Annotated in this window: 20 protein-coding genes; 15 read left to right on the forward strand and 5 right to left on the reverse strand. The window is 64.3% G+C overall.

The features are described 5' to 3' along the window. Positions 1–1,266 (reverse strand): glucose-1-phosphate adenylyltransferase, encoded by a 1,266-nt coding sequence (gene glgC, locus LJ655_RS06145; protein ID WP_230560376.1) that lies wholly within the window; start codon positions 1,264–1,266, stop codon positions 1–3. Positions 1,267–1,745: 479 nt separating this feature from the next. Here glgC and LJ655_RS06150 point away from each other — a divergent pair, with 479 nt between their 5' ends. Further along, positions 1,746–2,837 (forward strand): alpha/beta fold hydrolase, encoded by a 1,092-nt coding sequence (locus tag LJ655_RS06150; RefSeq protein ID WP_230560377.1) that lies wholly within the window; start codon positions 1,746–1,748, stop codon positions 2,835–2,837. Positions 2,838–2,995: 158 nt separating this feature from the next. Here LJ655_RS06150 and LJ655_RS06155 read toward each other — a convergent pair whose 3' ends face one another. Together LJ655_RS06155 and LJ655_RS06160 are read right to left on the reverse strand one after the other, a co-directional pair. Next, complete coding sequence (locus tag LJ655_RS06155) at positions 2,996–3,850, reverse strand: hypothetical protein (RefSeq protein ID WP_230560378.1); 855 nt, start codon at positions 3,848–3,850, stop codon at positions 2,996–2,998. Between the two features lie 17 nt (positions 3,851–3,867). Continuing rightward, on the reverse strand, positions 3,868–4,905 hold the full coding sequence (locus tag LJ655_RS06160; RefSeq protein ID WP_230560379.1) for a hypothetical protein: 1,038 nt from the start codon (positions 4,903–4,905) through the stop codon (positions 3,868–3,870). Positions 4,906–5,336: 431 nt separating this feature from the next. Between LJ655_RS06160 and LJ655_RS06165 the strand changes: the two genes are divergently transcribed. Then, positions 5,337–5,720, forward strand: a complete 384-nt coding sequence (locus LJ655_RS06165; protein WP_230560380.1) for a VOC family protein — start codon at positions 5,337–5,339, stop codon at positions 5,718–5,720. A 142-nt stretch (positions 5,721–5,862) separates the two neighbouring features. Continuing rightward, positions 5,863–6,813: an NADP-dependent oxidoreductase gene (locus LJ655_RS06170; protein ID WP_230560381.1), complete on the forward strand. Its 951-nt coding sequence runs from the start codon at positions 5,863–5,865 to the stop codon at positions 6,811–6,813. A gap of 58 nt (positions 6,814–6,871) precedes the next feature. On the opposite strand, the gene LJ655_RS06175 is transcribed toward LJ655_RS06170, so the two are convergent. After that, on the reverse strand, positions 6,872–7,999 hold the full coding sequence (locus tag LJ655_RS06175; protein WP_230560382.1) for an aldo/keto reductase: 1,128 nt from the start codon (positions 7,997–7,999) through the stop codon (positions 6,872–6,874). A gap of 115 nt (positions 8,000–8,114) precedes the next feature. Between LJ655_RS06175 and LJ655_RS06180 the strand changes: the two genes are divergently transcribed. Then, positions 8,115–9,035: a LysR family transcriptional regulator gene (locus LJ655_RS06180; RefSeq protein ID WP_230560383.1), complete on the forward strand. Its 921-nt coding sequence runs from the start codon at positions 8,115–8,117 to the stop codon at positions 9,033–9,035. A gap of 192 nt (positions 9,036–9,227) precedes the next feature. Here LJ655_RS06180 and LJ655_RS06185 read toward each other — a convergent pair whose 3' ends face one another. After that, positions 9,228–10,223, reverse strand: a complete 996-nt coding sequence (locus LJ655_RS06185) for an LLM class flavin-dependent oxidoreductase (protein WP_230560384.1) — start codon at positions 10,221–10,223, stop codon at positions 9,228–9,230. 315 nt (positions 10,224–10,538) lie between these two features. Between LJ655_RS06185 and LJ655_RS06190 the strand changes: the two genes are divergently transcribed. The 11 genes from LJ655_RS06190 to astD all read left to right on the forward strand — a co-directional run bounded on the left by LJ655_RS06190 (position 10,539) and on the right by astD (position 23,127). Then, entirely contained in the window at positions 10,539–12,140 is a 1,602-nt protein-coding gene (locus LJ655_RS06190) for a rhodanese-related sulfurtransferase (protein WP_230560385.1), read from the forward strand. 501 nt (positions 12,141–12,641) lie between these two features. Continuing rightward, complete coding sequence (gene bamE, locus LJ655_RS06195) at positions 12,642–13,193, forward strand: outer membrane protein assembly factor BamE domain-containing protein (RefSeq protein WP_230560386.1); 552 nt, start codon at positions 12,642–12,644, stop codon at positions 13,191–13,193. A 49-nt stretch (positions 13,194–13,242) separates the two neighbouring features. Then, positions 13,243–14,196 carry a patatin-like phospholipase family protein gene (locus LJ655_RS06200; protein WP_230560387.1) on the forward strand — a complete coding sequence of 318 codons (954 nt, stop codon included), beginning with the start codon at positions 13,243–13,245 and terminating at the stop codon, positions 14,194–14,196. A 485-nt stretch (positions 14,197–14,681) separates the two neighbouring features. Beyond that, positions 14,682–15,371, forward strand: coding sequence for an ABC transporter permease (locus LJ655_RS06205; protein WP_230560388.1), 690 nt, complete (start codon positions 14,682–14,684; stop codon positions 15,369–15,371). Positions 15,372–15,376: 5 nt separating this feature from the next. Then, positions 15,377–16,090 carry an ABC transporter permease gene (locus LJ655_RS06210; RefSeq protein WP_230560389.1) on the forward strand — a complete coding sequence of 238 codons (714 nt, stop codon included), beginning with the start codon at positions 15,377–15,379 and terminating at the stop codon, positions 16,088–16,090. A gap of 104 nt (positions 16,091–16,194) precedes the next feature. After that, a complete protein-coding gene (locus LJ655_RS06215) occupies positions 16,195–16,986 on the forward strand; it encodes an ABC transporter ATP-binding protein (RefSeq protein ID WP_230560390.1) in 792 nt (263 codons plus the stop codon). A gap of 48 nt (positions 16,987–17,034) precedes the next feature. Next, complete coding sequence (locus LJ655_RS06220) at positions 17,035–18,078, forward strand: GlxA family transcriptional regulator (protein ID WP_230560391.1); 1,044 nt, start codon at positions 17,035–17,037, stop codon at positions 18,076–18,078. A gap of 193 nt (positions 18,079–18,271) precedes the next feature. Next, positions 18,272–19,507: an aspartate aminotransferase family protein gene (locus LJ655_RS06225; protein ID WP_230560392.1), complete on the forward strand. Its 1,236-nt coding sequence runs from the start codon at positions 18,272–18,274 to the stop codon at positions 19,505–19,507. 67 nt (positions 19,508–19,574) lie between these two features. Continuing rightward, positions 19,575–20,627: an arginine/ornithine succinyltransferase subunit alpha gene (gene aruF / locus LJ655_RS06230; RefSeq protein WP_230560679.1), complete on the forward strand. Its 1,053-nt coding sequence runs from the start codon at positions 19,575–19,577 to the stop codon at positions 20,625–20,627. Beyond that, entirely contained in the window at positions 20,624–21,661 is a 1,038-nt protein-coding gene (astA, locus tag LJ655_RS06235; RefSeq protein WP_230560393.1) for an arginine N-succinyltransferase, read from the forward strand. Before aruF ends, astA begins: the two co-directional genes overlap by 4 nt. 2 nt (positions 21,662–21,663) lie before the next feature. Beyond that, positions 21,664–23,127, forward strand: a complete 1,464-nt coding sequence (gene astD, locus LJ655_RS06240; RefSeq protein WP_230560394.1) for a succinylglutamate-semialdehyde dehydrogenase — start codon at positions 21,664–21,666, stop codon at positions 23,125–23,127. Positions 23,128–23,133: the final 6 nt, after the last annotated feature.

Below are 23,133 nucleotides of genomic sequence, written 5' to 3' on the forward strand. Positions count from 1 at the left end.
CTACTTCTGCGACTTGCGCAACGCCTCCTGAGTGACCAGCACGACGCCTTCGTCGGTGCGATAGAAGCGCTCGGCGTCGCGCGCCGGGTCTTCGCCGATCACCGTGCCTTCGGGAATCGTGCAGCCACGGTCGATCACCACCTTCTGCAGGCGGCAGCTCGCACCGACCATCACCTGTGGCAGCAAGACTGCCTCATTGATGTTACAGAACGAACTCACTTTCACGTTCGACGACAACACCGAGCGCGAAATCTGCGAGCCCGAGATCACGCAGCCGCCGCAGACGATCAGATTGTTGCCCGAGCCCTGCAGCCCCTTCATGTCGCGCACGAACTTCGCGGGCGGCAACTGCTCCTGGTACGTCCAGATCGGCCAGGTCTCGTCGTAGAGGTCGAGCGTCGGGATCGTCGAGGCGAGATCGAGGTTCGCGGCCCAGTACGCGTCGATCGTGCCGACGTCGCGCCAGTACGGCTCGACGCTCGGGTCCGACGATACGCACGACATGCTGAACGGATGCGCGATCGCGACGCCCTGGGTGACGACGCGCGGCAGGATGTCCTTGCCGAAGTCATGATCGGTCTCGAGCGCGGCGATGTTCTCTTCGAGCAACGCGTACAGGTAATCGGCGTTGAACACGTAGATCCCCATGCTCGCGAGCGCCGTGTCCGGGCGGCCGGGTATGGCGGGCGGGTCGGCCGGCTTTTCGACGAAGCCGGTTACGCGGCGGTTTTCGTCCACCGCCATCACGCCGAATGCGACCGCGTCCATGCGCGGCACCTCGATGCAGCCGACCGTGCAGTCGGCGCCGCTGTCGGCGTGATCGGCGATCATGCGCGTGTAGTCCATCTTGTAGATGTGGTCGCCGGCGAGCACGACTACGTACTTCGGATGGATCGAGCGGATGATGTCGAGGTTCTGGAACACCGCGTCGGCGGTGCCGCGATACCAGTGCGCGCCTTCGACCCGCTGCTGCGCGGGCCACAGGTCGATGAACTCGCCCATCTCGCCGCGCAAAAAGCTCCAGCCGCGTTGCAGATGACGCAGCAGCGAATGCGCCTTGTACTGCGTGACCACCGCGATGCGGCGGATGCCGGAGTTCAGGCAGTTGGACAGCGCGAAGTCGATGATCCGGTATTTGCCGCCGAAGTGCACCGCCGGTTTCACGCGCTTGTTCGTGAGCGGCCCGAGGCGAGTGCCGCGTCCGCCTGCGAGGACGATCGCGAGGGTAGTGCGCTGCAAGTCGTTCAGCCGTGCCGGAGTACTCATGGTTGTCTCCTGTCGACCGGAGTCAGCGCATCAGTGCTTGCTCCGATCCCATGCAAGATGGTTGCTCGATTGTTCTACCCCGGGTGATCTGGTCGTTATCCCTGCGCCGATGTTTCGTGCTGCGCGGCAGTCGTGCCGCGTCGCCGCTTGTTCGCTACGCGTTTTCGCGGGCCCGTCAGTCAGTTCTAGCACCGATTGGACGCGAGCGAGGCGTGTTTATTCAGCGGGCCGCGTGGTGGACCCCCCTCGAACGATCGGCTGTTAGCGCACGATGATCGGTGCGGCGCAGCACATAGAGCACGAGGTTACGGTCGGACGGTGCGCAATCCAAGCTGCCGCAATACCCATGCCACATTGCCGCGGCCGCGCGCCGTGTCCCGCCGTGCGGGACTGGCGCCGGAGTTCGGCGGCGCGTCGTAGAATCGTGCGCTCCTGGCCTCGTCCGTTCCCTGTCGCGTTTTTTCCAGAAGAACCTCGCAATGAAACTTCACCGCCCATTCGTGCATGCCCTGTCGAGTCTGTGCGCGGGCGCCGTGCTGTGCGCGGCGTCCGTCGCTCTGGCCGCGACGCCGGTGAGCGAGGCGAGCCCGGCCGCCGTGACCGCGTCCGCGCCCGACGATGCCGGCCCGGCCTACGGTCCCGAACTGCAAGGATTCAACTATCCGGCGCCGGTCGAACGCTTCGACTTCACGTCGCAAGGCGTGCCGTTGCAGATGGCCTACATGGACGTAAAGCCGGCGCATGGGAACGGCCGCACCGTGGTGTTGCTGCACGGCAAGAATTTTTGTTCGGCGACATGGGACCCGACGATTCGCCGATTGAGCGACGCCGGCTATCGCGTGATCGCACCCGATCAGATCGGCTTCTGCAAATCGAGCAAGCCGGAGCATTACCAGTACAGCTTCCAGCAGCTCGCGCGCAACACGCATGCGCTGCTCGAGTCGCTCGGCGTGAGCGACGTCACGGTGGTCGGCCACTCGACGGGCGGTATGCTCGCCATTCGCTATGCGCTGATGTATCCGCGCGAAACGCAGCAACTGGTGCTCGTGAACCCGATCGGGCTCGAGGACTGGAAGGCGAAGGGCGTGCCGTCGCTGTCGGTCGACCAGTGGTACCAGCGGGAGCTGAAGACTAGCGCCGATGGCATCCGCCGCTACGAACAGGCGACCTACTACGCGGGTCAATGGCGCGCCGATTACGAACCATGGGTGCAGATGCTCGCCGGCATGTATCGGGGGCCGGGCAAGCAGATCGTCGCGTGGAATTCCGCGCTGCTGTACGACATGATTTACACGCAGCCGGTTGTTTATGAACTGGGGCAGCTCAGTATGCCGACGCTGCTTCTGATCGGTCAGAAGGACACCACTGCGATCGGCAAGGATGCCGCGCCGCCCGAGGTGCGTGCGAAGCTCGGCCACTATCCGGAACTGGGCCGCGCCGCCGCGAAAGCGATTCCGCATGCGACGCTCGTCGAATTCCCGGATCTGGGGCACGCGCCGCAGATGCAGGATCCGGACGCGTTTCATAAGGCTTTGCTCGATGGGTTGGCGGCGGTGCCGGGGAATCGCTGAGCGTTCAAACTGATTTTTGTCCCGTCACCGTACTCCCGCTTCGTTCAACGTCAGGCGAAATTGCCTGAGGGATTTGGCGGTTTTCTCCGCGAATCTCTGGCGAGGCCCCTTGCAGACACGAGTCAACTTGCTTGCATTCGCCCTGAATCGTGAATCAGTTAAAAACGATATTTTATTTTTATACCAATCGCTTTACGTACATGCTCCGGTTGTGCTACGGTCCCGACCGGAGAGCCATTTTTAGTCAATATCGCATCACCGCTGCGGCCAACCCGCATCCATTCGAAATCACTCTCGACACTGACGTTGGAATATGCTTTTGGCCGCACTTCGAGTGCGAACCGTGCGCCGATTGCCGCTTTGGTCGTCAGGTTTGCCTGGTCAAATAACTGGTTATCGAAGTTCACTTCGAGATGCTCCGGGGAAGACACGACGAGCAAGCCGGTCAGATAGATGTCTGACCATGATGCTTGCAAAAGACGTGTTTGCGCTCCAGCCAGAAATCGCCACGAATTGTATTCTTCCTGCATTCCCAGTGTAGCGCCTCGCCCCAGAATATCCCGCTTCCAATAGTCCCATTCGGTGCCCACGAGAAGTAGCACTGCATCGGAAATATATCGGCCTGCCTCGGTCGTTACGCGAAACTGTCTGGTCCTCGTGTCCGTGGAAAACGATGTTCCGTTTTGCATTTGACCGTCGTAGCTGAGGTTGCCTCCATAAAACTCACCGCCCAAGGTGACGAGCCAGTCTCCTTTTCGATAGTTAGCCTTGAATTCCAGGCCGGGGAGAAAGCCGTGCTCTTTTACCAGCGGGTTGCCGTTGGTATCAACTTCTTCCGTGGTTGCGTACCGAACTCCTCCCGCGCCGGAAAATTGCCACTGCGCATAGGCCGATCTGCCAGTAGCTAATGCAATGATCAAAACGATGAATAGGACAAATTGCCTCATGAAATGCCAAAGATAAGTGTTTATGCGACGGAAGCCAATAAAAAATGGGCGCGTAAACGCGCCCATTAATCACGAACCTTTGCTTAAATTCGGCTATTCAAATCCGCCCAGGTGGTATTGATCGTTTGATCAATGACCCCGTCGCCATTGCTGTCGATATCGATTTTGACATTGGTGCTGTCAATTACCGTGAGTGTGGCGCTGCTATTATTTGCGGTTACCGTCATCGATCCGACCGACGGGTTCGCTGAGCCAATAGCCTGGAACGGTGTCTTGGTCTTCACCGTGTAGCTGACGCTACCAAGCGTGGGCGAACTGCCCGTCAACGTAAAGTTTGCGCTGGAGGTGTTAGTGGTGCCAGCGATCGAACCGTTAAAGCTATAAGCCGTCAGCTTGCGGCTAATGACGGTTCCATTGCTCTGCGTCAGGTTCATCTGGAGCGACGATCCACTGACGGTAGCAGTGGCGTGCTGGGAATCAGTTTGGCTGTAGCCGAGTGACATATCGCCGTTGGCAGCGATAGTGATGCCGCCGCTTTGCAATGTCAGATTGTTATAGTTAAGGGTGAGTGTGGCACTCCATTGGGTGCTGGAGCCAATTGTGCCAGAGAGGTTGTTAAATCCATACGTGAGCTGGCCATTTATTACCTCGCCATTTTCCGAGCAACTATTGGCGGTAATCGTCATGCTGTCGCCGTTGCTGACTATCCCCGGATTCGCTGCGGTAACGGATACCGAAATTGTCCCTCCGCTTGCGCATGCGCTTGCTGCCGAGGTCGTTACACCGGCTACGAGGTTATTGACGGGTTGTACACCAAGACCCTTGTAAAGCTGTGCGAGCGAGGCTGTAATCAGGCCAGCGGTCGGGGTCTCTACGGACACCCCGGTTGCCAGCGATGCTCCGGTACTACTTTGAGTGCCTAAGTCCTGCACCCCGGAATACGCATATGCCACAGCGTCCTGAGCGTTAGTGGAGGTAATAACGCCTACGGCACCGGAACCTGAATTTGAATTTGAACCTGGATTTGACGCCGAAGTACCACCGCCTCCGCCGCCACATGCCGCCAACAGGCAAGCACTGATCAAACCAGCAAACACGCTTTTCTTAAACCCGACTGACATTAGTTTTATCCTTTTATTCGAGGAATTTTATGGTGCTGCGGCAACCAACCAACCCGCGCGTGATCTCCCGCGATGCTGCCAGTTGGCCCGCGAGATTGTAACGTTTTGTAAGTACCTGTATCAATCCTTGGAATAGAAGCGCGCATCGGATTTCGTGGTCATTTATGCCTTACGAATATTCAGCGCAATCAAAAATCGATCAGGGCTGTTCGGAGCGTGGTCGCTAAGGGTTATTCGTCGCGTGCTCACATAATGGGAGTGAAGCGGGCATCGAATAAACCTTAACGGCATTCGCTTTTCGACCGAAATCCGTGAAAGGGCTGTCTGGTCCTTCGCGGATTTCCGGAGGACCACTTGCGGACATGCTGTAGTCGGTCCGGAGGCGACCTACACTCAAATCGCTCTCTTCCCAAGCCTCCGGAGCCCTCGTTATGGTCGCGCAACTCAATCACACCATCGTCTGGTGCTCGAACCAGAGCGCCTCAGCCAGGTTTCTGGCCGAAATGCTGGGCCGGCCAGCGCCGGGTCGCTTCGGCCACTTCGACGTCGTCGAGCTGGACAACGGTGTCTCGCTCGACTTCGCCGAAGTCGAAGGCAAGATCCAGCCGCAGCACTACGCCTTCCTGATCAGCGAAGCTGATTTCGACGCCGTGTTCACCCGCATCAAAGATCGTGGACTGGAATTCTGGGCCGATCCGAGGGGGCACCGGCCGGGCGAGATCAATCACAACGATGGCGGGCGCGGCGTCTATTTTCACGATTCTGACGGCCACTATCTCGAAGTGATCACCCGGCCGTACGGCAGCGGCGCATGAGCGCGGGTATGCCGTGCGCCGTGGAGCGACCCGCATTCCATACAGCCCAATGACGACCTCGAAGATCGTGGGTCGTCGGATGCGGGCTTTCGTACTCAAGACGTACGGTGGCCCGGAGTGCACGAGTCTGGAAGATGTTCCCGTGCCCGCTCCCTCTTCACGGCAACTGCTCGTCGGCGTTCGCGCCGCGGGCCTGAACCCTGTGGACTTCAAGACGCGCAGGGGTGATCTGCGAGTCGTACAGCGTTACCGGCTACCGGTTGTGCTCGGGAACGATCTGTCAGGCGAGGTCGTTGCGTGTGGTGACCAGGTGCGCCGGTTTCGCGTCGGCGAGCGCGTGTTCGCATGCGTTGCCAGGGACACGATGGGCGCGTTCGCCCAGTTCGCCGTCGTCGACGAAGAGCTCGCAGCCGTGATACCCGCGAGCATCGACTTTGCAACTGCCGCGGCTATTCCGGTTGCCGGGCTCACCGCGCTGCAGGCGCTGCGCGATGAATTGCATGTCTCGAAGGGACAGCGGCTGTTCATCTCCGGCGGCGCGGGTGGCGTAGGCACTTTCGCCATACAGCTTGCCAGGCGCCTCGGCACCCAGGTTGCCACGACCGCGTCGCCGCGTGGAGAAGCGCTCGTTCGACAGCTTGGCGCCGACCTCGTCATCGACTACACGCGCGAGCGGCCCGCATCGGTTCTCTCGGGATTCGACGGCGCATTCGACCTGCTCGGCGGCGACACGCTCAAGCAGGCATTCGCCATTGTCCGGCCGGGCGCCACCGTCGTTTCTGTCGCCGGAATGCCCGAACCGGATGCAGCGTCGAACGGCCCCGGACGCGGGCCGGGATTGCAGGCGCTGTTCTGGATTGGAAGCTTTTCGCTGAGACGCTGCGCGCGCCGGCACGGAGCGCGCTACCGCTATCTCTTCATGCATCCGAGCGGCCCTGACCTGTCCGAACTCGGCCGCCTCGTCGACGCCAATGCGCTCGAGGTGGTGATCGACAGCGTGCATTCTTTTGAGCACATCGCCGACGCCATGGCCAAGCTCGAGTCGGGACGTGCCAAAGGCAAGATCGTCGTCACGATGACAGACGTCCCGTAGGCCAGGGCGCAGGTCGTTGTTTCTGCCGCCGTGGTGTTCCCTGAGGCTCATCGTGTCGCTACTTCGCGGTCGGCTGCGGCGCTGGCACGCGCTGCGAGCGGGCATGGTTCGGCGGTTGCGCGGCTACCTCGACTTGTCCATGAATGCGTGCTTGATGAGCGTCCGCGAACATGTAGTACGGGAAAGGGTGGGGCGGCTCGGAGGCTGCGTCGAGCCGGTCAACCAGTTCCGGCGCCAGCGTGAAATCGAGAGCCCCGAGCGACTCCTCGAGTTGCGCCGCCTTCGTCGCGCCAACGATGATGCTCGCGACTCCGCGTTTCTGGTAGAGCCAGTTCAGCGCCACCTGCGCCATTGGCCGGTTCGCAAGGCGCGCGACTGCCTCCAACTCCGCGACGATGGCGAAATTGCGCGCCGAAAGCTTGTCGAATCCGGGCGGCGGCTTGTCGCCGACGGTCTGCAAACGGCCGCTGCCCGTGACGTCGGTCGGATGTTGCGCGCCCTGTGACGGACGGTATTTGCCGGACAGCACACCCATGCCGAGCGGGCTCCACGCCACGAGCCCCATCCCGAGGCTCGTCGCGAGGTCGGCGAATTCGTGTTCCGCGTTGCGCTCGATCATCGAGTACTCCAGTTGCATCGCCGCGACCGGTTCGAAGCCGCGCCAGTCCGCGAGCGTCTGCGCACGCCCGGCATACCACGCGGGCACGTCGGAAAGCCCGACGTAGCGGATCTTGCCCGCGCGCACGGCGTCATCCATCGCGCGCATCACTTCGTCGGCGGGCGTCATACGGTCCCACGTGTGCAGGTAATAAAGGTCGATGTAGTCGGTGCCGAGCCGCCTGAGCGAGCCTTCCAGCGCCCGCAACAGGTTCTTGCGATGGTTGCCGCCCGCGTTCGGGTTGCCGGGCTGCGCGTTGTACGAGTATTTCGTCGCGATCACGAGCCGCTCGCGCAGTCCACGCGCCGCCGTAAACCGGCCGACCCATTGTTCGCTCGTGCCTTCGGTGTAGAGGTCGGCCGTGTCGATGAAGTTGCCGCCTGCGTCGACGTATAGGTCGAACAGCTGCCGCGCGGCCGCTTCGTCGGCGCCCCAACCCCATTCGGTGCCGAACGTCATCGTGCCGAGCGAGATCGGGCTCACGCGCAGGCCGGAGCGGCCGAGCAGGGTGTAGTGGTCGAGTGTCATGGCTGTCTCCTTGGGAGGTGGGCAAGCGATGACTTCATCTTGCGCCGGTTCTTTTTGTGGAAAAATCGGCTTCACCTGAAAGCACTATGAAGCAAGCCTTCACAATGGAGCCGCGATGGACGCATCCTCCTTGCCTGCCGTGTTGGCCGTCGCGGCGGTCGCACGGCACGGCAGCTTCACGCGCGCCGCGAGTGCCGCGGGCATGTCGACATCGGCTCTTTCGCAGAGTGTGCGTGCGCTCGAGGTCCGGCTGGGCGTGCGCCTCTTCAATCGGACGACGCGCCGCGTCGTCCTGACCGAAGCCGGTGCTCAGTTCCTGGCGCGTGTGCAGCCGGCGCTGGCTGAAATCGACGCCGCTTTCGACGCGCTGGACGAAACCCGCGGCTTGCCGGCGGGTACCTTGCGCATCAACCTGTCGCGCATCGCGAGCGAGTTGCTGGTGATGCCGCATGTCAGTGAGTTCTTGCAGCGCTATCCGCAGATCCGGCTGGAACTCGCACTCGACGACGGCTTCGCCGATCTCGTGGGGGAAGGCTTCGACGCCGGCATCCGGCTGGGCGAGAGTCTTGCGCCGGGCATGGTCGCGGTGGCGCTGGGCGGGCCGATAAGGCTCGTGGTCGTCGGGTCGCCGGACTACTTCGCGAGCCATCCGCCGCCAGCGACGCCTGATGACCTCGCAGCGCACGACTGCCTGCATTACGGCTTCGCGACGGGTGGGGTGTATCGATGGGAGTTCGTGCGACCTGAGGAGCCCCAGCGCGTGTTCGACGTGATCACGCAAGGCCGCCTCGTCACCAACGATCTGAGGACGATGGTGCAGGCGGCGGAACGAGGCGTCGGCTTGCTGCATGTGATCGACGATTACGTGCGTGCGCAACTGGACGAAGGGCGGCTCGTGCCGGTGCTTCAAATGTGGTGCCCTTCGTTTCCGGGCTTCTACCTTTACACGGCGGGACGCGCGCAGATGCCCGCGAAGCTGCGCGCGCTCATCGACTTTCTGCGGGAGAAGCGAGGGACGGCGCAAGTCTCAGGCTGACCCCCGGGAATCTGGACTTCATTTGTTGCCGTACGTCCCCAGGCCCCAATCTGCTGTCGGTGGCCTCGTCCGCGCTGGTGATGGGTGCATTCGGCCCGCCTGGTGCAGATCGGTGCAAAAGACGAGGGCGGTTGCCCATGACCCGCCCTTCTTTTGTGCGTTACCGTGCCGGCCGATCGATTCGCTTTCCGCTTATTTACCCGCCGCCAATTCATCGCGCACCTGCGCGCCGATTTCGAACGAGCGCAGCCGCGCTTCGTGATCGTAAATCTGCGCGGTCAGCATCAATTCGTTCGCGCCGGTCTGCTCGATGATCGATCGCAGACCTTCGCGGACTGCGTCGCGATCGCCGAGCACCGTGCAGGCGAGCGCCCGTGCGACGTTGTTCAGCTCGATCTCCGATGCGTCGAGCCGCTCCACCGGCGGCTGCAATTGCCCCGGCGTGCCGCGCCGCAAATTGATGAACTGCTGCTGCAGCGAGGTGAAAAGACGCGCGGCTTCGTCGTGCGTGTCGGCGGCGAACAGATTGACGCCGACCATCGCATAAGGTTTCGCGAGCGTCGCGGACGGCCGGAACTGCGAGCGATACACCTGCAGCGCGCTCATCATGTAATCGGGCGCGAAGTGCGACGCGAACGCGAACGGCAGGCCTAGCGCCGCGGCCAGTTGCGCGCTGTACAGCGAGGAGCCGAGCAGCCACAGCGGCACCTGCAGGCCCGCACCCGGCACCGCGCGAATCCGCTGGCCCTCGACCGGCTCCGCGAAATAGCGTTGCAACTCGACGACGTCGTCGGGGAAGGTTTCGGCGCTCGCCTGCAGGTCGCGGCGCAGCGCGCGGGCGGTGGTCTGGTCGGTGCCGGGCGCGCGGCCCAGGCCGAGATCGATCCGCCCAGGATACAGCGACGCGAGCGTGCCGAACTGTTCGGCGATCACGAGCGGCGCATGGTTCGGCAGCATGATGCCGCCGGAGCCGACGCGAATCGTCTTCGTGCCGCCTGCCACGTAGCCGATCACGACCGAGGTCGCCGCGCTCGCGATGCCGGGCATGTTGTGATGCTCGGCGAGCCAGTAGCGTTTGTAGTTCAACGTTTCCGCGTGCTGGGCGAGTGACAGTGTGTTCCTGAACGCGTCCGCCGGCGTGGCGCCCGCGGTGACCGGTGAAAGATCGAGAACCGAGAAGGAGATCATTGTGGGTTGATTGCAGTGGGCGGCGCTTTCGCGCGATGCGGCATTGTGGCAAAGCGGCGGCTTTTCTGCTGGCGGCAAGGCGATGTCCACATCGGCCGAAGGGTTTGCGCGGAGCGCGGCAACGATTCGTGGCGCGGAAATTGCACCCGCTGGCATGTTCGCGCCGCGGTGTTTCGCATTCGCCTTGCGCGGGTATAAGCAATCCAGCGAGTGACCGTGCGCCAATCTGCATTCGAGAGTACGGTTGAATTATCGACACGGTGACGCGAGCCGTTACCGGAGTTCTGGAATGAAAGCGAAGGAGTTCCCGATCCCATGAATGTCGTCAAAGAGTTTCATACCCGATCATTCCAAGACGTGTGCCACGCCTTGCTCGCCCGCGAGGAGATCGCACTGCTCGACGTGCGTGAGGAAGATCCGCACGCGCGCAGTCATCCGTTGTTCGCCGCCAATCTGCCACTGTCGCGGCTCGAGCTCGACGCGCCAGCGCGGCTGCCGCGCCGCGCGGTGCCGATCGTCGTGCTCGATGCCGGCGAGGGCCTCGCGAGGCGCGCGGCCGAGCGCCTCGGCGCGCTCGGCTATACCCACGTCGCGTTGCTCGAAGGCGGCCTGCAAGGCTGGCGCGAAGCCGGCGGCGAGCTGTTCAGGGACGTCAACGTGCCGAGCAAGGCATTCGCCGAACTGGTCGACAGCGTGCGTCATACGCCATCGCTGTCCGCGCAGCAGGTGCAGGCGCTGCTCGATCGCGACGCCGATGTCGTGGTGCTCGACGCGCGCCGCTTCGACGAGTTTCAGACCATGAACATTCCCGGCAGCATCAGTGTGCCCGGTGCGGAACTGGTGCTGCGCGCGCGGCAGCTCGCGCCGGATCCAGCCACGCGCATCATCGTCAATTGCGCGGGACGCACGCGCAGCATCATCGGTGCGCAGTCGCTGATCAACGCGGGCGTGCCGAATCCGGTCGCGGCGCTGCGCAACGGCACGATGGGCTGGACGCTCGCCGGTCAGCCGCTCGCGCATGGCGGGGCGCGGCGCGCCGAAGGCGCCGTCGACGACGCCTCGCGACTCGCCGCTGCGGAGGGCGCGCGCGCGGTTGCCGATCGTGCGCGTGTGCACCGCACCTCGCGCGACGAAGCGCGTCGCTGGGCTGACGAAGCGGTGCGCACGGTGTATCGCTTCGACGTGCGCATGCCTGAGGAGTACGAGGCGGGCCACGTGCCCGGTTTTCGCAGTGCGCCGGGCGGCCAGCTCGTGCAGGAGACCGACCGGTTCGTGCCGGTGCGTGGCGCGCGCGTGATCCTCGCGGACAGCGACGGCGTGCGCGCGAACATGACCGCTTCGTGGCTCGCGCAGATGAACGTCGAGGTGTACGTGGTCGATGGCCTGACGGCGGCCGATTTCGCCGAGAAGGGTGTGGCGCCGCTCGCGCGCAACGCGGTCGCGCCGCCCGACGTCGACGAGATCGCTCCGGCCGAGCTCGCCGCGCTTCTGCAATCGACGGGGACCGTGGTGCTCGATTTCGCGAACAGCACGAGCTACCTGAAGCGGCACGTTCCGGGCGCGTGGTTCGTGATTCGCAGCCAGCTCGCCGACGCGCTGCGCATCCTGCCCGACGCGAAGCGCTATGTGCTCACGTGCGACGGCGGTGTGCTCGCGCGCTTCGTCGCGCCGGAACTCGCCGAGGCGACCGGGCGGCCGGTGCAGGTATTGCGCGGCGGCACGATGGCGTGGATCGACGCGGGCTTGCCGGTCGAGTCGGGCGGCACGCGCATGGCGTCGCCGCGCATCGACCGTTATCAGCGGCCGTATGAAGGCACCGACAACGCGCGCGAGGCGATGAGCGCGTATCTGGAGTGGGAGCATGGGCTCGTCGCGCAACTCGCACGCGACGGCACCCACGGCTTTCGGGTGATATGACGGGCCGGCCATCCGGCGGCCGCGAGAATCCTCTGCCGATTCGGTGTAAACGCGCTCTCCTCGAAAGCCTCCAATGCGTCTAAATTAACGGCATCAGGAAGGCTTATCGAGGGACCAGGGCGGCCAGGAAAAAGGCAGCGGTTCGTCATTCGGCGATGGCGCAAGGTGAGCAGCCAAGGTTGCTCATCGCTTCGGCTGGAGCGGACCGCTGCGCGTCGTCCGTGGTGCTTCGCGCAAGGCGGCCAGTGAGCCGCCGTCACTTCCGGTTGATCGCAATCGACCGAGCTGGCGACGCTGTGTACAGCGTCGCCTTTTTGCATCTGGCGTGCCCATCTCATTCGACCTTTTCGCGCCGCGCGCAACACTTTGCGCGTGTAGCCGCACGCGTCTTGCCCGCGTCGCTCGCGGTTTTTTCCGCGCACGGTTATGCTTGTAGCACACACTACAGACCGGCAATGCACACGGATGGCAGATCCCGCGCGCATCCGGACAGGAACCGACGTGAGTCTCAAACCGCTGGGTGTCACGCTGCTGATAGCGTGCTTCGCGCTGACCGGCTGCGACCAACAGCAGAGCGATCAAGCCGTGCAAAAACTCAAGGACTTTTTCAACGCGGTCAAACCGGACGCGTTGCTGCTCAAGGACATGACGCCGGGCGTCACGACCGAAGCGCAGGTTCTCGCGCAGATGGGTAAGCCCGAAACCGCGCGCGCCTTCACCGACGGCTCGAAACGCTTCGAATATCCGCGCGGCCCGCAGGGCCTCAACACGTACATGGTCGACATCGACCGCGACGGCAAGCTGCAGGCGATCACGCAGGTGCTGACCGCGGCCAACTTCGCGAAGATCCGCTCCGGCATGACCGAAGAGGAGGTGCGGCGCTTGCTCGGCAAACCTGGACAGATCGCGGTGTTTCCGCTGAAGCCGGAGACCGTGTGGAGCTGGAAATGGCGTGAGGGCGGCGTGACCGAAGAGGGCATCTTCAACGTGCACTTCGACCGGAACCAGCGGGTGTACACCACGTCGCGCTCTGACGTGATACGAGGACGATAGGCGTGGAAATGCCGGCCAGAATGCGGGCCGAAGAAAGCGGGGTGAGGGGATGATACGTCGACGTCGGTACAGCCGGATCGGGCTGGTGTTGGGAGGCGGCGCCGCGCGCGGCTGGGCGCACATCGGCGCGATTCGCGCGCTGCAGGACGCGGGCATCAAGCCCGACGTGGTGTGCGGCACGTCGATCGGCGCGCTGGTCGGCGCGGTCTATGCGAACGGCGATCTCGACTGGCTCGAGGAGTGGGTGTCGCGGCTCACGTGGCAGACCGTGGTGCGGCTGCTCGATCTGCGCATCTCCGGCGGACTACTCGGCGGGCGCAAGGTGATCCAGCTGTTCGCCGACAAATTCGACGGCCGCGCCATCGCGCAACTGGGCATACCGTTCGCCGCGGTCGCGACCGAGCTCGACACGGGCCGCGAAATCTGGCTGCAGGACGGCAGCACCGTGGAGTGTGTACGCGCGTCGATTGCGATTCCGGGCATTTTCACGCCGGTGTGGCACAACGGCGTGTGGCTCGTCGACGGCGGGCTCAGCAACCCGGTGCCGGTGTCGGTCGCGCGCGGCATGCGCGCGGACTGCGTGATCGCGATCGACTTGAACAACGACATCCTGAACGGCCGCGACTTCGGCGGCGCGGTCGTCGAAACGCCCGCTCTCGATCCCGCCGCGCCGCCGCCCGTCGCGCTGCGCCGCAACGGCAAGCCGTGGCCGCGCTGGCTCGCGCCAGCCGAAGCGAGCACCACCGGCGACGTGCGCGTGCCGCCGAAGCCGAGCGCGCATGTGCCGTCGATGTTGAGTTCGATCGCGCAAAGCATCGACATCATGCAGGTGCGCATCACGCGCAGCAGGCTCGCCGGCGAGCCGGCCGATATCCTGATCCAGCCGCGTCTCGGCGGCATGGGCATCTTCGATTTTCACCGCGCGGCGCCTGCCATCGAGGAAGGGCGCGCGGCGGTCGAGCACATGCTGCCGGCGATTCGCGCGCGGCTCGAGCTCGACTGAGCGCGCCCTCAGATCGAGCCCTCGGGCGCGGCGGTGGGTCTGCCACAGCAGCGCCGCGAGGGCGGGCGGCGCGCCTTCGAAGGCAAACGGATTGAGAAACTGGCGCGGCCACATCGGCGCGCTATCGCCTGTGAGTCGCAACCCGGCCTTATGGCTCATAGATGAGTCAATCTGACGGCTTCCGGTCGGAGTGGCGGTTGAAGCAGTCGCCGCGTCGCCTATCGAAAAAGCGACCCGAAACTTGCGAAATCGAGGCACGACCGAGCGCGCGTGGCGCACCTGACAAAACGACAACCCTTGTGAAACCAAGCGCTACGAGCGTTCCAACCGGCGTCGGTGCATCATGTTGCATCGCAGCAAGACAGCCGCCCGGCATTTGAGAAATTGATTTTCGCTTGCGAGACTCCGCGCCATGCCGGAGTAGCGCGCAGCCAGCGAAGCCGCCGCCATCCGCGCGATTTCAACAACTCTGGATGGAGACACGCGTGTTCCTATACGGCTTTGGTCCGGTGCTGCTCGCCGGCACGATCCAGACGATCGAGCTGTCCGTTCTGTCGCTGGCGGCCGCGGTGTTGCTCGGCCTCGCGGGCGCGGCGGCGAAACTCTCGTTCAACCGGCCCTTGCGGGCCATCGCGACTGGCTATACGACGCTGATCCGCTCGGTGCCCGACCTCGTGCTGATGCTGTTGCTGTTCTACAGCATCCAGATGGCGGTCAACGATGTCACCGACGCGCTCGATCTGCCGCAGTTCGACATCGATCCGTTCGTGGCCGGCGTGCTGACGCTCGGTTTCATCTACGGCGCGTACTTCACCGAAACCTTCCGTGGCGCGTTTCTCGCGGTGCCACGCGGCCAGCTCGAAGCGGGCAGCGCATATGGCATGCGCGGCGTGCGCGTGTTCACGCGCATCCTGTTCCCCCAGATGATGCGTTTCGCGCTGCCCGGCATCGGCAACAACTGGCAGGTGCTCGTGAAGGCGACCGCGCTCGTCTCGATCATCGGTCTCGCCGACGTCGTGAAGGCCGCGCAGGACGCGGGCAAGAGCACTTTCAACATGTTCTTCTTCATTCTCGTCGCCGCGCTGATCTATCTGGCGATCACCACCGTATCGAACGTCGTGCTGATCTGGCTGAACCGCCGCTATTCGATCGGCGTGCGACACGCGGAGCTTTGAGCGTCATGATCGATATCCTCAATCAATTCTGGCAGGCGTATCTGTTCTGGGACGGTCAACGCCTGTCGGGTCTCGCGGTCACGCTGTGGCTGCTGGTCGCGTCGATCGCGATCGGCTTCGTGTGCGCGGTGCCGCTGGCGGTCGCGCGCGTGTCGAACAGGCGCTGGCTCTCGACGCCAGTGCGTTTGTACACCTACGTATTTCGCGGCACGCCGCTTTACGTGCAACTGCTGTTGATCTACACCGGCGTGTACAGTCTCGCATTCGTGCGCTCGCACAGCCTGCTCGACGCGTTCTTTCGCAGCGGTTTTCACTGCGCGATCCTCGCCTTCGCGCTGAACACCTGCGCGTACACGACCGAGATTTTCGCGGGTGCGATCCGCTCGACCTCGCACGGTGAAGTCGAGGCGGCGCGCGCTTACGGCATGAGCTGGTTCACGATGTACCGGCGCGTTGTGATACCGTCCGCGCTGCGCCGCGCGCTGCCGTTGTACAGTAACGAAGTGATCCTGATGCTGCACGCGACCACGGTCGCGTTCACGGCCACCGTGCCCGACATCCTGAAGGTCGCGCGCGACGCGAACTCGGCGACCTATCAGTCGTTCAACGCGTTCGGGCTCGCGGCGTTGCTTTATCTCGTGGTGTCGTTCGCGCTGGTCGCGCTGTTCAGGCGCGCCGAGCGTCGCTGGCTCGCCCATCTCGCGGTGCGCACGCATTGAGCGCGCGACGGCGCCAAAGCCGGGGGCGCCACGCGCTTCGGCACGGCGGCGTCCGCACCAGACCGATCCGTAGACTGATCCGCATTTTTCACTGGGAGAGCATCTTGCTCCATACCACTCAAACCGAAGCTTGCAAGCTCGCCGTACAGGACATCCACAAGCGCTACGGCGACAACGAAGTGCTCAAGGGCGTGTCGCTCAACGCGAACAAGGGCGACGTGATCAGCATCATCGGCGCGAGCGGCTCGGGCAAAAGCACTTTCCTGCGTTGCATCAACTTTCTCGAGCGGCCGAACGCCGGGCAGATCATCGTCGATGGTGAAGCGGTCAAGACGAAGACCGATCGCGCCGGCAATCTCGAAGTGGCGGACCACAAGCAACTGCAGCGCATCCGCACGAAGCTCGCGATGGTGTTCCAGCATTTCAATCTGTGGGCGCATATGAATGTGCTGGAAAACGTGACCGAAGCGCCGATTCATGTGCTCGGCCTGAAGCGCAAGGAAGCCGAGGACCGCGCGCGCGAATATCTCGAGAAGGTCGGTCTCGCGCCGCGTCTCGAGAAGCAGTACCCGTCGCATCTGTCGGGCGGCCAGCAGCAGCGCGTCGCGATTGCGCGGGCTCTGGCGATGCATCCCGACGTGATGCTGTTCGACGAACCGACCTCCGCGCTCGACCCGGAGCTCGTCGGCGAAGTGCTGAAGGTGATGCAGAAGCTCGCCGAGGAAGGCCGCACGATGATCGTCGTCACGCACGAAATGGGCTTTGCTCGCAACGTGTCGAACCATGTGATGTTCCTGCACCAGGGCCGCAGCGAGGAAGAGGGCAATCCCGCCGAGGTGCTTAGAGCGCCGCGCAGCGAGCGCCTGAAGCAGTTCCTGTCCGGCAGCCTGAAGTAACGCGCGGCTCGCTCGCGCGTCAGCACTTCCCTCACACCCCCGCAACCGATGGCCCGCACGTCCAGCCCGGCTCGCACGACGCAGGTCGCGATCGTCGCCTTGCCGCCTGTGTCGATGTCGGGCGTCGGTCCGATCGTCGACGCGCTCAATCTCGCCAATGAAATCGACGGCCGCGCGCTGTATCGCGTGCAGGTGTGTTCGTGGGACGGCCGCGCGGTGCCTTTGTCGGGCGGCGCGCAATGGCCGGCCGATGCCGCCTTCGGTGACGCGATCGCGTGCGACTGGCTCATCCTCGTCAGCGAGCAGTTCCAGCAGTTCGCCGACTACCGGTTGTTTCTCGCGAGCCTCGCGCGCGTCGGCCAGCGCACGCCGCTCGTCACCGGCATTCATCACGGCGTGTGGTGGCTCGCGATGGCGGGGCAGTTGTCGGGCTATCGCGTGAGCGTGAACTGGGAAACCTATCAGCAGTTCTCCGAACAATTCGAACGCTCGATCGTCACGCAGCAGATCTTCGAAATCGATCGCGATCGCGCGACCTGCGCGGGCGGTCAGGCGACCGTCGACTTCATGCTCGCGATGATCGGCCGCGAGCACGGGCCCGAACTCGCGGAGCGCATTGCCGATACCCTCGGTGTCGGGGCGTTGCGCACCGGCGAGGAGCGTCAGCGCATTCCGTTCGTGACCGCGCCGGGCGAGCGTCATCCGCGCCTGAACGACGCGCTGCTGCTGATGGAAGCGAACATCGAGGACCCGCTTACGACCGATGAAATCGCCGGCCTCGTCGGCGTCTCGCGGCGGCAACTGGAGCGGCTGTTTCGACAGTATCTCGGCTCGATGCCGTCCAAATACTATCTGGGGCTGCGGCTGTCGAAGGCTCGCACGCAATTGCAGCGCACCAGCAAATCGGTCGTGCAGATCAGCCTCGCGTGCGGATTTTCGTCGGCGGCGCACTTCTCGAATGCGTATCGCGAGCGCTTCGGCGTCACGCCGCGCGAGGATCGCCGCAACTGGATCGACCGGCAGACCGGCGCGCACGGCGGCGCGAGCGAACCGCGGCCCGCCGCGCTGATCGAGCGGCCCGAGGTGGAATGACACGAAGTGAAGGCGCCCACCGGAAGCTACCTGAAAGCAAACCTGGCACGCACGCGACACAACGTGACGCAAGCGCGACGCAAGCGCGACACGAGGCCCGGAACCTCATAGAAAGCGTCGCCTATGCGCAAGACTTGCCGCGCGCGGTTTCCTACACTAGCTGTATTACCTGTCACCCGTAAGAGGATTTGCCATGAACGACCTGACTGTGACACGCCAGACCTTCGACGAAGTCATGGTGCCGGTGTTTTCCCCCGCCCCTTTCGTACCGGATCGCGGTCTCGGCTCGCGCGTGTGGGACACGCAAGGCCGCGACTATATCGACTTCGCCGGCGGTATCGCCGTCACCGCACTCGGTCATGGCCATCCGGAACTGCTGAAGGTGCTGCATGAGCAGGGCAGCAAGCTGTGGCACATCGGTAATGGCTACACCAACGAGCCGGTGCTGCGCCTCGCGAAGCGCCTCGTCAGCCTCACGTTCGCCGACCGCGCGTTCTTCGCCAACTCGGGCGCCGAAGCGAACGAGGCCGCGCTGAAGCTCGCGCGCCGCGTCGCGGTCGACCGTCATGGCGAGCAGAAAGCCGAAATCATTTCGTTCACGCAGTCGTTCCACGGCCGCACGCTGTTCACGGTCAGCGTCGGTGGCCAGCCGAAGTACTCCGAAGGCTTCGGCCCGGTGCCGGGCGGCATCACGCATCTGCCGTACAACGACATCGCGGCGGCGAGGAAGGCGATCGGCGCGCAGACCTGTGCGGTGATCGTCGAGCCGATCCAGGGCGAGGGCGGCGTGATCCCGGCCGACCCGGCGTTCCTGAAAGCGCTGCGCGAAGCGTGCGACCAGCACGACGCGCTGCTGATTTTCGACGAAGTGCAAACCGGCGTGGGCCGCAGCGGCTACTTCTACGCATACCAGGACACCGGCGTGACGCCGGACATCCTGACCACCGCGAAGGCGCTCGGCAACGGCTTCCCGATCGGCGCGATGCTGACCACCCACGAGCTCGCCGCGCACTTCAAGCTCGGCGTGCACGGCACGACCTACGGCGGCAATCCGCTCGCCTCGGCGATCGCGGAGAAAGTGGTCGAGCTCGTCAGCGACCCGAAGGTGCTCGAAGGCGTGCGCTCGCGCAGCGAGACGCTGAAGGGCCACCTCGCGAAACTGAACGCGCGCCTGGGGCTCTTCACCGAAGTGCGCGGCAAGGGCCTCCTGATCGGCGCCGAACTGAATGACCGCTTCCGGGGCCGTGCGAAGGACTTCGTCACCGCGGCCGGCCAGCACGGCGTGATCATGCTGATGGCGGGCCCGGACGTGCTGCGCTTCGTGCCGTCGCTGATCATGCCGCTCGACGACATGGCCGAAGGCTTCGCGCGTCTCGAGAAGGCGTTCGGCGAGCTCGTCGGCGCGAACGCGCAGGCGGCGTCGCGCTGATGCTCAGGCAGCTCCGGACGCCCACGCTGATGCAGCGGATCATGCGTCACATTCAACAGGAACGATGATGCTCTTCGTACGTCCAGGCCGCCTGGCCGATCTCGATGCGCTCGAGCAGATGGCGCGCACCGCGCAACCGGTGCTGCATTCCCTGCCGCACGACCGGCGCGCGCTCGAAGCGCGCGTGGCGTTGTCGGAAGACTCGTTTCGCGCGGAAGTCGATTTTCCGGGCGAGGAGTTCTATCTGTTCGTGCTCGAAGACTCCGAAACCGGCAAGCTGATGGGCACCGCGAGCATCGTCGCGGCGGCCGGTTACGCGGACCCGTTCTACGTGTTTCGCAACGACGCGCTGATTCATGCGTCGCGCGAGCTGCACGTGAATCGCAAGATCCACGCGCTGACGATGTCGCACGAATTGACCGGCAAGAGCCGGCTCGCGGGCTACTACATCGACCCGTCGCTGCGTGGCGACGCGGCCGCGCAATTGATGTCGCGCGCGCGCATGATGTACATCGCCGCGAACCGCAAGCGCTTCACGCCCGAGGTGTTCTCACTGCTGCTCGGCGTGACCGACGAAAACGGCGTGTCGCCGTTCTGGGAAGCGGTGGGGCGCAAGTTCTTCGGCCGCGATTTCGCCGACATCGAAGTCGAATCGGGCGGCCGCAGCCGCACGTTCATCGCTGAAGTGATGCCGACCTATCCCGTGTATGTGCCGCTATTGCCCGAAGCGGCGCAGCGTGTGCTCGGCGAGCCGGACGCGAACGCGCTGCTCGCGTATGAGATTCATATCGAGGAAGGCTTCGAGACCGATCGCTACGTCGACATCTTCGATGCGGGTCCGGTACTGACCGCGCAGGTGGATCGCAGTGTCAGCGTGAGGCACAACGAAACGCGCGTCGTGCGCGAAGGGCCCGCGACACACGGCCAAACCTACCTGATCGCGCACAACGGCGCCGGCGGCGAGTTTCGTTGCGTGCTCGGCGAGCTCGCGCCCGGCAAGGAGGCGGGCGCCGTGTTGTCGCAGGCGGCGCGCGCCGCGCTCGGCGTACGGGAAGGCGATGCGGTGCGCTGCGTGCCGCTGCATCAGCCGCAGAATGAACAATCGGGAGAAGCGCAATGATCGTCGTTCGCGTCGTACAACGAAGCGATGTGGATGCGCTGATGCGGCTCGCACAGGAAACCGGGCCGGGCCTGACCACCTTCAAGCCGGATCGCGATGCGCTCGCGGCGCGGGTCGAACGCGCGCGCCGCACCATGGAAGACAAGGCCGAGCCGCATGAGGCGGGCTATTTCTTCGTGATGGAAGACACCGCGACCGGCGACGTGGCCGGGGTCTGCGGTATCGAAACAGCGGTGGGTCTGCAGCAGCCGTTCTACAACTATCGCGTGAGCACGGTCGTGCACGCGAGCCAGGACCTCGGCATCTGGACGCGCATGCACGCGCTGAACATCTCGCACGACCTCACCGGTTATGCGGAAGTGTGCTCGCTGTTCCTGAGTCCGCGTTATCGCACGAGCGGCGTCGGCGGCTTGCTGTCGCGCTCGCGCTTCATGTTTCTCGCCCAGTTTCGCGAGCGTTTTCCGCAGCGTCTGTGCGCGGAACTGCGCGGCCATTTCGATGAGCAGGGCACCTCGCCGTTCTGGCGCGCGGTCGGCTCGCATTTTTACCAGATCGATTTCAACGCGGCCGACTATCTGAGCTCGCATGGCCGCAAGGCGTTTCTCGCCGAGCTGATGCCGCGCTATCCGGTGTACGTCGAACTGTTGCCGGAGGAGGCGCAGCGCTGCGTCGGCCTCACGCACAACGACACGATACCGGCGCGCCGCATGCTCGAAGCCGAAGGGCTGCGCTACGAGAATCACGTCGATATCTTCGACGCGGGTCCGGTGCTCGAATGCCATATCGCTGATTTGCGTACGGTGCGCGAGAGCGTGCTGGTGACGGCTGAGATCGGCGAGTCAGCCGCACCCGCCGCGCAGGATGGACCCAGGTCGATGGTATCGAACACCTCGCTCGGCGATTTTCGCGTTGGTGTCGTGGCGGATGTGCCGCGCGACGGTGCGTTGCGCCTGAGCGCCGCCGCGGCCGCCGCGCTGAATGTGAAGGCAGGCGATTCGCTGCGGGTGCTGCCGTTGAAACACAAACAAGGATGATCATGAGCGAGCTATTCATCGACGGCGAATGGGCCGCCGGCACAGGACCCGCGTTTGCATCGCACAATCCCGGCACGGGCGCGGTGGTGTGGCAAGGCAATAGCGCGTCGGCGGACGACGTCGATCGCGCGGTACGTAGCGCGCGCCGTGCGTTCGCCGCATGGTCGGCGCTCACGCTCGAAGCGCGCTGCGCGGTGGTGCGCCGCTTCGCCGCGCTCGTGACCGAGCGCAAGGAAGCGCTCGCCGAAGCGATCGGCCGCGAGACCGGCAAGCCGCTGTGGGAAGCGCGCACCGAAGCGGCCTCGATGGCCGCGAAGGTGGAAATCTCGATCCAGTCGTACAACGAGCGCACCGGCGAAAAGCGCTCGGCGATGGCCGACGGCACCGCCGTGCTGCGGCATCGTCCGCACGGCGTGGTGGCGGTGTTCGGGCCGTACAACTTCCCGGGGCATCTGCCGAACGGGCATATCGTGCCTGCGCTGATCGCTGGTAACGCGGTCGTGTTCAAGCCGTCGGAACTCGCGCCCGGCGTCGCGGCGCTGACCGTGCAAATCTGGCGCGACGCGGGGCTGCCAGCCGGGGTGGTGAATCTCGTACAGGGTGAGAAGGACACCGGCATCGCCCTCGCGAATCACCGGCAGATCGACGGTTTGTTTTTCACCGGTAGTTCGGATACCGGAACATTGCTGCACAAACAGTTCGGCGGCCGGCCGGAGATCGTGCTCGCGCTCGAGATGGGCGGCAACAATCCGCTCGTGATCGCCCCGGTCGCGGATCTCGACGCTGCCGTGCACCACACCATCCAATCGGCGTTTCTGTCAGCGGGGCAGCGTTGCACGTGCGCGCGTCGCATCTTCGTGCCCGACGATGCGTTCGGCGAGCGCTTCCTCGCGCGCCTGACGGAAGTGACGGCGCGCATCCGCGTCGGCGAATACAACGCCGATCCGCAGCCGTTCATGGGCGCCGTGGTGTCGGCACGCGCGGCCTCGCGTCTGATGAGCGCGCAGGAGCGTCTGCTCGCGAGCGGCGCGAAGGCGCTGCTGAAAATGGAGCAGCGCGATCCGCAGCTCGGTTTCGTCACGCCGGCGATTCTCGACGTGACCGGCGTGAAGGACCTGCCCGACGAGGAGCACTTCGGTCCGCTCGCGCAGATCATCCGCTACCGCGGCTTCGACGACGCGCTCGAACAGGCGAACGATACCGAGTTCGGTCTCTCGGCCGGACTGCTGGCCGACGATGAAGCACTGTGGACGCATTTCCAGCGCACGATTCGCGCCGGCATCGTCAACTGGAACCGGCCGACCAATGGCGCTTCTTCGGGCGCGCCGTTCGGCGGCACGGGCCGCTCGGGCAATCATCGGCCGAGCGCGTACTATGCGGCCGACTACTGCGCGTACCCGATGGCCTCCGTCGAAAGCGCGCAACTGAACATGCCCGCGAGCGTCTCGCCGGGCCTTCAATTCTGAGGATCG

Source organism: Paraburkholderia translucens, assembly GCF_020881035.1.
In the GTDB taxonomy this organism is placed as follows: domain Bacteria; phylum Pseudomonadota; class Gammaproteobacteria; order Burkholderiales; family Burkholderiaceae; genus Paraburkholderia; species Paraburkholderia translucens.